The sequence below is a fragment of the Vibrio sp. D401a genome, assembly GCF_030248515.1.
Classification (GTDB): domain Bacteria; phylum Pseudomonadota; class Gammaproteobacteria; order Enterobacterales; family Vibrionaceae; genus Vibrio; species Vibrio rotiferianus.
Genome location: NZ_JAHGAI010000024.1, coordinates 107,655 through 118,881 on the forward strand (window position 1 = coordinate 107,655; position 11,227 = coordinate 118,881).

Annotated in this window: 12 protein-coding genes; 5 read left to right on the plus strand and 7 right to left on the minus strand. The window is 45.0% G+C overall.

What is annotated here, in order from left to right:
- Positions 1 to 6: 6 nt before the first annotated feature.
- A complete protein-coding gene (locus KIV41_RS12030; protein ID WP_071234297.1) occupies positions 7 to 864 on the plus strand; it encodes a sterol desaturase family protein in 858 nt (285 codons plus the stop codon).
- 29 nt (positions 865 to 893) lie between these two features.
- Here the strand turns inward: KIV41_RS12030 and KIV41_RS12035 are convergent, their stop codons facing one another.
- Positions 894 to 1,508, minus strand: coding sequence for an HAD family hydrolase (locus tag KIV41_RS12035; RefSeq protein ID WP_138955103.1), 615 nt, complete (start codon positions 1,506 to 1,508; stop codon positions 894 to 896).
- Positions 1,509 to 1,633: 125 nt separating this feature from the next.
- Between KIV41_RS12035 and KIV41_RS12040 the strand changes: the two genes are divergently transcribed.
- Complete coding sequence (locus KIV41_RS12040) at positions 1,634 to 2,629, plus strand: S66 peptidase family protein (protein ID WP_285336506.1); 996 nt, start codon at positions 1,634 to 1,636, stop codon at positions 2,627 to 2,629.
- Positions 2,630 to 2,656: 27 nt separating this feature from the next.
- Here KIV41_RS12040 and KIV41_RS12045 read toward each other — a convergent pair whose 3' ends face one another.
- From KIV41_RS12045 to KIV41_RS12060, 4 genes are all read right to left on the minus strand, one after another.
- Positions 2,657 to 3,733, minus strand: a complete 1,077-nt coding sequence (locus tag KIV41_RS12045; RefSeq protein WP_252043002.1) for a PQQ-dependent sugar dehydrogenase — start codon at positions 3,731 to 3,733, stop codon at positions 2,657 to 2,659.
- A 143-nt stretch (positions 3,734 to 3,876) separates the two neighbouring features.
- On the minus strand, positions 3,877 to 5,025 hold the full coding sequence (yiaY, locus tag KIV41_RS12050; RefSeq protein WP_010451381.1) for an L-threonine dehydrogenase: 1,149 nt from the start codon (positions 5,023 to 5,025) through the stop codon (positions 3,877 to 3,879).
- A 333-nt stretch (positions 5,026 to 5,358) separates the two neighbouring features.
- Positions 5,359 to 6,009, minus strand: a complete 651-nt coding sequence (gene elbB, locus KIV41_RS12055) for an isoprenoid biosynthesis glyoxalase ElbB (RefSeq protein WP_252043001.1) — start codon at positions 6,007 to 6,009, stop codon at positions 5,359 to 5,361.
- A 12-nt stretch (positions 6,010 to 6,021) separates the two neighbouring features.
- Positions 6,022 to 6,168 (minus strand): hypothetical protein, encoded by a 147-nt coding sequence (locus KIV41_RS12060; RefSeq protein ID WP_167381296.1) that lies wholly within the window; start codon positions 6,166 to 6,168, stop codon positions 6,022 to 6,024.
- 129 nt (positions 6,169 to 6,297) lie between these two features.
- Between KIV41_RS12060 and yddG the strand changes: the two genes are divergently transcribed.
- Positions 6,298 to 7,200, plus strand: a complete 903-nt coding sequence (gene yddG / locus KIV41_RS12065) for an aromatic amino acid DMT transporter YddG (RefSeq protein WP_252043000.1) — start codon at positions 6,298 to 6,300, stop codon at positions 7,198 to 7,200.
- A gap of 24 nt (positions 7,201 to 7,224) precedes the next feature.
- Complete coding sequence (locus tag KIV41_RS12070) at positions 7,225 to 7,557, plus strand: hypothetical protein (protein ID WP_252042999.1); 333 nt, start codon at positions 7,225 to 7,227, stop codon at positions 7,555 to 7,557.
- A gap of 963 nt (positions 7,558 to 8,520) precedes the next feature.
- On the opposite strand, the gene KIV41_RS12075 is transcribed toward KIV41_RS12070, so the two are convergent.
- Positions 8,521 to 9,414 carry a cation diffusion facilitator family transporter gene (locus tag KIV41_RS12075; RefSeq protein ID WP_010451386.1) on the minus strand — a complete coding sequence of 298 codons (894 nt, stop codon included), beginning with the start codon at positions 9,412 to 9,414 and terminating at the stop codon, positions 8,521 to 8,523.
- A gap of 175 nt (positions 9,415 to 9,589) precedes the next feature.
- The gene (locus tag KIV41_RS12080) at positions 9,590 to 10,468 is read right to left on the minus strand and encodes a LysR family transcriptional regulator (RefSeq protein ID WP_010451387.1); all 879 of its coding nucleotides are present in this window, start codon (positions 10,466 to 10,468) and stop codon (positions 9,590 to 9,592) included.
- A 49-nt stretch (positions 10,469 to 10,517) separates the two neighbouring features.
- Between KIV41_RS12080 and KIV41_RS12085 the strand changes: the two genes are divergently transcribed.
- Complete coding sequence (locus KIV41_RS12085; RefSeq protein WP_285336510.1) at positions 10,518 to 11,216, plus strand: class I SAM-dependent methyltransferase; 699 nt, start codon at positions 10,518 to 10,520, stop codon at positions 11,214 to 11,216.
- Positions 11,217 to 11,227 lie beyond the last annotated feature (11 nt).

The following is an 11,227-nucleotide window of genomic DNA, read 5'->3' on the forward strand; positions in this document are numbered from 1 at the left end:
CGGACTATGGAATGGTCACAGATTACAGAACATCCTGATTTATTGCTGATGCTGCTCGCGCCAATATTCTTTCTCTGTATTGCGGCGGAATATTGGTTTGGACAGCGCGGCGGGAGATTACCAGAGAATGCGCGATATTATTTACCCGAGGTGGTGTGTAATTTCGTTCTAGCGGGGCTTCATCAAGCTACAGATATTTTAACAGGACTGCTGATCGCTAAGCTGTATTTATGGTGGTTTGGCTGGCGTCTGTTTGACATTGAGATGACCGTCTCTACTTTCTTGTTGCTGATGGTTTTACAGGACTTTTTCTATTACTGGTTCCACCGCGCAAGTCATCGCATTCGTTGGATGTGGGCTGCTCATGTGGTGCACCATAGTTCAGAGCGCATGAACTTCAGTACTGCATTCCGTCAAAGCTTGATGTACCCATTGGCTGGAATGTGGTTATTCTGGCTACCTTTGGTCGTTATTGGTTTTGATCCTAAATGGGTTGTGTTTGTGGTGTTACTCAACCTTGGGCTGCAGTTCTTTGTTCATACTCAATCGATTCGTTCTCTCGGGCCTTTGGAATGGGTCTTTAATACGCCATCCCATCATCGTGTGCATCATGGGGTAAATCGTCAATATATCGATAAAAATTATGCCGGGGTACTGATCATTTGGGATCGTATGTTTGGCACCTTCGAACCAGAAGTGGAAACGGTTCGTTATGGCATCTCTAAACCCGTCAACAGCTTCAACCCAATCACAGTAACGTTCGCTGAATGGAAAGACATGATCAAAGAAGTGACTCGTCCTAACTTGTCTTGGCGTCAGCGCTGGCGGTGCTTGTTTGCGCCACCATCCGACACTATAGAGTAGTGGTTCAGATTGGTTAACTAAATGTCACCCTATTTGTGGTGAGCCAAATGAAATAAACTAAGTAAATCGCCTAGTTGCTCAAGAGCGACGGATGCAGATGGAATAAAGTCTTCTGGATTCCCATGGTGAATCAAGCAGGAGGGCATTTCAGCGTTAAATGCTGCTTGCAAATCATACAAGTGATCCCCGACATAGAGCACCTCGTTGGGCAACAAGCGCCAATCTTTAGCCAATACTTGCAGTGAAAGCGGATCGGGTTTGGGTGGGTAACACTCTCTCGTGATCACGATTTCAACGTTGATTTGATTGTGTTCGAGTTTCTTCTGTGTCGCAATTAAACAGTTGCGGGTTACAATCGCTGTCTTGATTTGTTGGCCGTGTAAGTGGTCTAACAGTTCATGACATCCTGGCATCGGTGACGAATGTTCCGCATCAGAAATCTCATAGTCAAAGATAACATTGTGGGCGTGTTCTTTATGATGTGGGTGATCAAGTGCTTCTACAAAATCCAATAAGTCCTCATCTGATGGGCAGCCGAGCTGATGTCTTAACTGGCTGAAATTCATATCAGAACTGACAAGTGTATTGTCTAAGTCAAAAATAACAGCCTTGATATTTTCAATTTGTAATGGGAAAGGAACCATAGTGACCTCGTACAACAAAACCGAACGATCGTTTTAAAAAACAATTGGTTATTGTTAAGTGTAGGATCTTCTGTTTAGATTGTATGAAAATAAATCAATAGTGCATCACAAAACAAGGATGAGTCATGATAGTTCCAAAACCGTTACAAAAGGGCGATACCATCGGCTTTTTCTCTCCTTCCTCTCCTGCCACAGTATTTGCCCCCGAGCGTTTTGAGCGTGCTAAAGCGTATGTGGAGTCATGTGGATACCAGCTAAAAGCAGGAAGCTTAACGGACAAAACTGACCAATATCGCTCGGGTTCGATTCAAGAGCGAGTGGAAGAGTTGAATGCGCTGATTCGTGATCCCGAAGTACGCTGTATTATGTCGACCATTGGCGGTTACAACAGTAACTCATTGCTGCCTTACATTGATTACGAGGCATTGAAGAAAGACCCCAAGATCATTGTTGGCTATTCAGACGTGACAGCCCTACTGATGGGCATTTACGCACAAACTGGCATCGTCACTTTCTATGGTCCTGCTTTAGTGGCGTCGCTGGGTGAATTCCCGCCTTTGGTCGACGAGACCTTTGCTTCGTTCGAATCGATTGTGAATACGTTAGATGGCTTGGCACATCAGTACACAATGCCTCAAGGTTGGACAGATGAATGGATAGAGTGGGGTGACCAAGACCGCGCAAAGCACACTTTGCAAAACCAGTGGCACTTCAAAGGCGAAGGCAAGATCACCGGACGTTTGATTGGCGGTAACCTCAACACCATGACAGGAATATGGGCAAGTGAGTTTATGCCGAGTATTGAACATGGCGATATTTTGCTGGTGGAAGATTGTTTGCAGGGGATTGAAACGGTCGAACGTTCTTTTGCGCTGCTCAAGCTTTCTGGCGTGTTTGAAAAAGTCAGTGCAGTTGTTCTTGGCAAGCATGAAAAGTTCAACGACAAAGGCACAGGGCGAGCACCCATAGACGTGTTGCTAGAAGTGCTGAACGGTCAACCACTACCGATTTTGTATGACTTTGATAGCTGTCATACCCACCCAATGCTCACCGTACCATTGGGCTCGACCATGATGCTCGATTTTGACAATGAAACGGTGGCAGTGAGTTTAAAGAGCTAGCTTTTTTGACTAGTTCGTCAGAGAAAACTATTTCTCTTCGAGACGAAATATTTTGCCGCTGTCGGTAGAAAAGTAGATATAACCATCGGGGCTGATGGTTATATCTCTTACTCGCTCACCAAGATTTTCCATCAATCTTTTTGATTCGGTGAGCTTGCCATTCTCAATAGAAACCACGTTGATGTGCGCCAGTTTCAATGCACCGGCGAGGATTTTTCCGTCCAACTCAGGGTACTTATCGCCACGGTACAAAATCATGTTACTTGGTGCGATAGAAGGGATGTATACCAGTTTTGGATCTTCCATTCCCGGTAACGACTTAGCTTCACCAACGTCCAACGGTCCCCAATATTCCTTACCATGAGAGACTTTTGCCCAGCCGTAGTTCGCGCCTTTCCTTATCAGGTTAATTTCATCACCGCCGCGCGGTCCATGTTCAATCGACCACAGCTGTTTTGTTGCTTCGTCATAAAACATGCCTTGCGGGTTGCGGTGCCCGTAACTCCAAATCTCGGGACGAGCCTCAGAAGGTTTGAATGGGTTGTTTTGCGGAACCGAACCATCAAGGTTGAGACGAAGAATACTGCCAGCATGGGTTTGAGTGTCTTGCCCATTATCACGTTCGCCGCGGTCTCCAATCGAGAAGTAAACTTTGTCGCCAACAAACGCAATACGACTGCCGTAGTGACGTCCCGTGTCAGTGATCGCGTCAGCGACAAATACGTCTTTCCAGCCAACAAGCTGATTATTTTGCAATTGCGCAGTCGCTAATGCCACCGTATTGCCTTTTCTAGAGCGCTTACTGTAGGTAAAGAAGAGGTGCGGGTTCTGCTCATTGGTATTCGGTGCGAGTGCGACATCCAATAAGCCTGCTTGCCCACTGCTATTTATGTCGGGGACGTTAAACAGCTTTTGAGGCTTGCCTGAAGTGATATCGAGCAGTGAAACCGTACCGTTTTTTTCATTAACGATAACTCGTTGGTTATCTAAGAACTCAATTCCCCAGGGAATTTGCAATCCATTCGCTACTTCGTTAGCGCGGTATTCAGCAGCGCTGGCAGAAAAGGATAGACAAGCGAGTAGGGCGGCGGCAATCGTTCTCATGGTTCCTTCCAATATGAATCGTACTAATGCTTAAAAGCTAACACTAAAAGACTATGTTTGGCAGAGGATGCGAACATAAAAAAATCCCCGATACGAGATCGGGGATTGAATTAAGGCAATAGAGAATTAATTATTCAGCGAGATTACATCGCTTCTTCGAAGATCTTCGAGATTTCTTCGTGAGTTGCTTGTTTAGGGTTAGTGAAACCACAAGCGTCTTTAAGTGCGTTGTCTGCTAGTGTTGGGATGTCTTCTAGCTTCGCACCAAGTTCTTTAATACCTGAAGGGATGCCAACATCTTTCGCTAGTACAACGATAGCGTCGATAGCTGCTGCCGCACCTTGTTCTGCTGACATACCTTCTACATCTACGCCCATTGCTTTCGCTACATCGCGTAGGCGCTCTGGACATACTTGCGCGTTGTAACGCTGTACGTGAGGTAGAAGAATCGCGTTACAAACACCGTGTGGAAGGTCGTAGAAACCACCTAGTTGGTGTGCCATTGCGTGTACGTAACCTAGAGACGCGTTGTTGAACGCCATACCAGCCATGAACTGTGCGTATGCCATTTGCTCACGAGCTTCTAGATCTTCACCGTTTTTCACTGCTGTGCGTAGGTGCGCTTGAATCAATTCGATCGCTTTGATTGCTACTGCGTCAGTGATTGGTGTCGCTGCGATAGATACGTAAGCTTCAACGGCGTGCGTCAGTGCATCCATACCTGTAGCTGCTGTTAGCGAAGCTGGTTTAGCAAGCATTAGCTCAGGATCGTTTACAGAAATAAGCGGAGTAGTGTGCTTATCAACGATTGCCATCTTGATGTGACGTTCTTCGTCAGTGATGATGCAGAAACGAGTCATTTCAGATGCTGTACCAGCAGTCGTATTTATTGCAATCAGTGGCATCATTGGTTTTGCTGACTGATCTACGCCTTCGTAATCAGCGATTTTGCCGCCGTTAGAAGCAACTAGTGCGATACCTTTTGCACAGTCGTGTGGTGAGCCACCACCTAGAGAGATAACGAAGTCACACTCGTTATCAGAAAGAAGAGTTAAGCCTGCGTTTACGTTGCCAATTGTAGGGTTTGGCTGAGTGCCGTCAAACACAACAGTTTCAACGTCACGCTCAGTAAGAAGATCTTGTACCTGCTTTACTACGCCGATTTGGTTAAGGATTTTATCCGTAACGATCAAACCTTTTTTAAAGCCTTGAGATTGGATGCTGTCTGTTGCGTCTTTAAGGCAACCTGCGCCCATTAGGTTTACGGTAGGGATAAAAAATGCACTTGTCATATTGGATTGCTCCGTCGTTATTTTTAATAATCTTTCTTAATCTGTCATTTACTTTTGCATACCAAGTTCATGTTTGAGATTGATCTAGAACAAGAATAACCCCTTAGAGGTATCTTGAACGCAGAAAGTGTGATGGCAGTCTTGTTGCACAGTGAGGTGGTGCAACACCTACTTAACGTAGCTGAAATATTTCATTTATCACGCAAACGATTGGCAAAAATAGCAAGTTTTGTACGATTAATCTCCCAATTTGACTAAAGTATAAAAAATCCCCATTGATGTTATATCTATCAATGGGGATTGGTATTTCGCCTTTAAGCAAACGTTTTCCTTTTAGGCGATTTTAACTAACTTATCTACTAATTTCTCAATACCTGATGCCGCTTGGGTTATATTCTCCGCTAACATATAAGCTGGTGTAGAAAGTACTTTGTGTTTTTCATCAAAGTGGACTTCATCAACTTGGCAATCAATGTGTTCACCACCCATGCGATTAAACGCCGCTGCCGTTGCTTCATCGTTACCAATCGTACCTTGTACGCCTTGGTCATAAACCAGTGGAATAATTGCTGGAGCAATACATAAATAACCCGCAGGTTTACCTGATTGAGCAAACGCTCGGCATGCTTGTGCTACGTGAGTATTGATAGAACACTCCGCACCGGAAACGGCGAAGTCAGTTAAGTTTTTTGCTGCGCCAAATCCACCAGGGAGAAGTAGGGCATCGTATTCGTCGACATTCAGTTTGGCGACATCATCAATGTTGCCGCGTGCAATACGTGCTGATTCGACTAGAACATTACGCGAGCCATCCATTTCCTCGCCTGTCAGGTGATTAATGACGTGAAGTTGGTCGATGTTAGGTGCAAAGCAGTGCCATGTGGCGCCTGCTTTTTCGATAGCATAGAGTGCTAGTACAGCTTCGTGGATTTCTGCTCCGTCATAAACGCCGGAACCACTTAAAATAACTGCGATTTTCTTCATGATTGGATTCCCTTACTCTGAACGTTCCGTAGATTGTTCCTCACTATCTAAACTATGAGCTTCTGAACGTGTTTCAACGTTTTCACTTTCGTCTTCTTCTTCATAGTAGCGCACAACAAACGGTGTCAGCATGACACTGGAAGGAAGAAAATGTTTCATATCGACTCCAATCGCTTAATAGAGTAGTTCTTATACCGATTTTGGAAAAAGAGTACGTTGAAGCGGATCATTTTTGAGTTAAGCTGCAGTTTTCGTTGGTATTCATGAGCAGTAGGTCACACAGATAATATGCAATCTTATCAATTTCGTTTCACCCTCTATGGCTGTATCGCGATTCTTTGTTGGAGCTGTTTGCTCGGTATTGCTAGGTTGGTGACAGAGAGTCTAGGGCCAGTAGGAGGTGCAGCGATGCTGTACTCTCTGAGTTCGATTTTCTTGTTGGTTGTTGTCGGTATTCCCAAGCTGTCTTATTTCTCTCCCAAGTACTTAGTGCTGGGAGGAGCGATGTTCGTATGTTATGAAATTTTCCTCGCACTGGCATTGGGGTACTCAAACTCTCGAGCTCAAGCAATAGAGGTTTCTATTGTTAATTATCTCTGGCCTGCGCTAACCGTTTTATTCGCTGTGTTGGGCAGTAATAAAAAGCCGAATTGGTTGTTGTACCCAGCAGTTACGTTGGCGTTTATTGGCGTTGCATGGACAGTTAGTGGTGACAACGGTCTATCTCCGACACAGTTAGTCGCTAATATTAGTAGCAATCCTCTGGTGTATTTTATGGCGTTTACTGGCGCAGTGATTTGGGCTGTATATTGCAACCTAACGCAACGACAACAATCAAAGCACAACGCAATTACGTTGTTCTTTATCGCAACGGCAGTATCTTTGTGGGTGAAGTATGCATTTGCAGATGAGCCACCAATGACATTCAGTTGGGAAGCTGCGGGTTATTTGCTCGCATCTGCCGCATTAATGGCGGGTGGCTACGGGTTGTGGAACATTGCGATCGTGGGTGGCAATATGGTGTTTCTCGCAACGTTGTCTTACTTCACGCCGATTTTCTCAGCTTTGTTTTCCTCTCTTATTCTTGGGGTCACTCTGAGCCACAGCTTCTGGCAAGGCGTCGTGATGGTGACGGTTGGCTCGCTGATGTGCTGGCTAGTCACCAAAGAAAAGCGCGAAGCAGCAGGATAAACGCGTACTTAAAAGGAAATATCTATGAAACTCAAAACTATCGCAGGCCTATTTATGCTTTTTGCCCATCCTGTAGTCGCTGATTCAGCCCTACCTGAAGGAGCAATACAAGAAGGAAGCTTGTCGAATCAAAAATTGATCCAGGATGCTATGGTTGGTGTTGTCGCAGAGGTAGCGACTAGGGGGTGTGAAAGTCCAGAAAATTTCCTGCCATACGTTAAGGCGCTACCTCAAGGAGAGATCGGCTCAAGATATTGGCGTGAGATCTGGGTGGTCAACGGCTGTGAGAAGACATACCCAATTAACTTATATTTTAGTGAAGATGGTGTAGGTGCAGCAAATTGGGTTATCGAATAAAGTGCTAGCAAAGCGTTTATGTCAGATTCGCAACGCTTGGTATTTGGGGTTGAAGTAACTTTTGTTTGTAACGCCACAATGGTTTAGGTGAGATTGAGGGGCTGAGAGTCTAAAAATCACAGTTCAATGTACCAACCCCTCCTAACCTCCCCTTGTATTAGGCATCCAAGCTCTCAACACTCCGAGTTAAAGGGGAGGGACGGGCCCTGCATTTGAGAATAATTCAGTGCTCATTGTTAGCATTCGCCGGATCAGTAGAAGAACGGTGAGCTGAAGTCAGCAAAGAATAGCTCTCCCCCTTGAACGCCGTATTCAAATGCGAAGCAACGCTAGTTAAGAAAAGGGGGAGTTGGAGGGGGTTGCAAGTGCACAAGCCACAGTTCAATGTACCAACCCCTCCTAACCTCCCCTTGTATTAGGCATCTAAGCTCTCAACACTCTGAGCCAAAGGGGAGGGACTGGTCCTGCATTTGAGAATAATTCAGTGCTCATTGTTAGCATTCGCCGGATCAGTAGAAGAACGGTGAGCTGAAGTTAGCAAAGAATAGCTCTCCCCCTTGAACGCTGTATTCAAATGCGGTGCAACTCAAGTCAATAAAAAGGGGAGTTGGAGTGGGGGCGAATGTGCAAGTCAAAGTCCCTGTTCAATGTACCAATCCCTCCTAACCTCCCCTTGTATTAGGCATCTATGCTCTCAACGCTCCGAGTTAAAGGGGAGGGACTGGTCCTGCATCCGAGAACAATCCAATACTTACCGTTAGCATTCAAAAGACTTGCAGAATAACGGGGATCTTAAGTTAGCAAAGAACAGCTCTCCCCCTTGAACGCTGTGTTCAAATGCGGTGCAACTCAAGCCAATAAAAGGGGGAGTTGGAGGGGGTTGCGAGTGCACCAACCGAATAAACAAAAAGCTCCCGAAAGTGGGAGCTTTTATTTTGAGTTCGAATGTTTTTCTGTGGCGTTTTAGCAAGCAACATTTAACTGCAATTGAAGCTTGAATCTGTGCTTCGATAGTCGCTTAGTAAGCTGCTTACGAGTGTGCTCTAGCGTATCCAGCTCTAGAGTATCGTCATCAATGTGAACGTCTACATTCACTCGTAACTCTTGACCTACCTTTGTCACACCAGCCAGTTTCAATTGGTGATCTGTGACTTTTTCAATTTCAAGTACGTCGTTCCCAACACTATGACAAAGCTCTTTGCTTGGTGCCATCATTAGCAGTTCACGTAATGCGCCAACCAGCATATCAAATGGTACTTTAAGGAAATAGAAGCCCATCAATACCATCATCATTGGGTCTGCATAGACCGCGTAATGTGCATATGGCGTTAGAGATACTAACCACGCAGCGATGAAACCGACGGTGACAGCAACACTTAGAAGTGTATCCATTTGCCATTGTTTTTTCTCAGCTTCGATCAGACCTGAAGAGAAGCGACGGCTTTTCTTCGCCATAAACCACCATGCATAGCCACAACCAATTACGTTGATTGCACCGAAGATAGTGGCAATTGAAGCGTCAACCTCGCGACCGCCAGATGTTAAGGCCGCTACTGCTGAAAACAATGAGAAGGCGACCACGACTAAAATTACAGCTGCTTTAATCGCGATAACGATTGGTTCTAGTATCGCTTTGCCAAAAGGAAAAATAGATTTTGATGGCTTGCTGATGTAGTACGAAGCTGCCAGTGACAATAAAGTTAACAGCAGGCTGACGAGAGAATATACACCGTCAAATACAATGACGATCGACCCAACAAGCAAGCCAAGTACCATTCCTCCTACTGCAAACCCAGAAGCTAAAAGGGCTGAGAAGATTAAGATACGGTTTTCGTTTTTGCTTGTCCTGTCACACATAAAAGATGCCTATAATTTTTACACCTTTATATTCTTCTCTTCTGAGTGAATTTAAGCAAATAGAAACTGTGTGACATTTAAACGATAAAGTGTGCTACTGATGGTTGATTCTTGTTTTTCAATGACTTAGGTTGATTTTGTGCTGTCAATAATATTGACGCTCACTGTGAAACGTTTAGAAGTCGAATAAATACTCGCTTAATTTATCAGCCAGCCAACTCATTGCTGGGTGTTCTGTTTGGCCATTTGGAACAAACATACAGTAGTCTTCTTGCTTCAAACCATACGTATGTTTGATCACCGCAAGCTTCTGATGTCGCAAGTAATGTCGGATCAACGGCTCGGGTAAAACGCCCCATGCGTCTTCTTCCAAAATGGTGTTGAGCATATAGTCAAAACTTGAAAAACCAATATATCGAGTAGAAAAGGGTTGCAGCTCAGGGTTGTCTTTCTCGTTCAAATACACCATCAGAGCTTGCATTTGGTTACGTAGGTCTTCATCGGTTACACGACGCATTTTGCTTAAACGGTGATCGAAGCTGCACACCGACATCATGCGAATTTTACCCAGCGGGTTATAAACGATATGTGGGTCATCAACGCGTTCATAATCGACTCCAAACGCAAAGTCGACTTGTTGGGTACTCACTAAGTTGGCTAAGTCACCACTGGACGCTAGAATCAAGTTGAATGTCGTTGAAGGGAAGCGGTTATTAAGCGTATGAGATAGCTCTTGCCACAAGTCATCAGGTAGGGAGTCATCTCGGGCAACCCAAACTTCAGCGTTGAAACCATCTGAGACTTGGGCACAAGTTTTCTTGATGCGTTGTGCGGTAACGAGCAAGCTCTCACAATCTTTATAGATAGCTTTACCGGCTTCAGATAGGTTGAGTTGGTTGCCAGTTCGGTTGAACAGTTCAACGTCTAGGTCTTTCTCTAAGGCTTTTATCGCCATACTGAGCTTAGTACGGTTGCAGTCGAGTTGACGCGCGGCCTCCGATACGGAGCCATATTCGGCGATGGTACAAAAAGCTTCGACTTGAGTTAAGTTCATGATTAAAAAAGACCTAAACTAAAATGATAATAATCGATAACGTAGATGAATGCGCGAACTAACGCTTAGAAAGATTATCGAAAAAAACACGGATTCGCCAGATAAGTCTATGGTGTTTTGGCGTTTTTGCGGTAATCTATGGGGGTTACAAGAAGTGAACATGGAGGCCACGATGGCACAAGATTGGGACGGCTTAGCAAAGAATTGGGAATCTAACCCAGCAACAGAACAATTTGCTCAGTCGGTGTTTGCACAGTTACAACAGCTTACTCAGCTTGATGGCATTAAAGTATTGGATTTTGGATGTGGGACAGGACAGTTAAGCCAACTGTTGTCACCATCCGCAAAAGAGATCGTGGCGCTAGATGCATCGGAAGCCATGATTGAAGAGCTTGATAAGAAAGAGCTAGATAATGTAGAGCCAATTGTTGATGCATTGACTCGTGGTTTAGTCGCTCAGCACCCAGCATTCCGTGGTCAGTTTGACTTAGTCGTTGCTTCTTCAGTGCTGGCATTTATCGATGACTACGAAACGTCTCTTGAGATTGCTCACTCGTTGCTAAACGCTGGTGGTCACTTCGTGCATTTTGACTGGATCGCGGATTCAGCAAAAGAAGGTTTCACGCTAGCGAAGTCAGAGAGCGCTCTTATCAAAGCAGGCTTTACTGAGGTAGAAACGAAGAAGGTCTTCGAAATTACATCAGACGGCCACACAATGTCAGTATTAATGGGTGTAGGTCGCCGTTAATCCCCGACAAA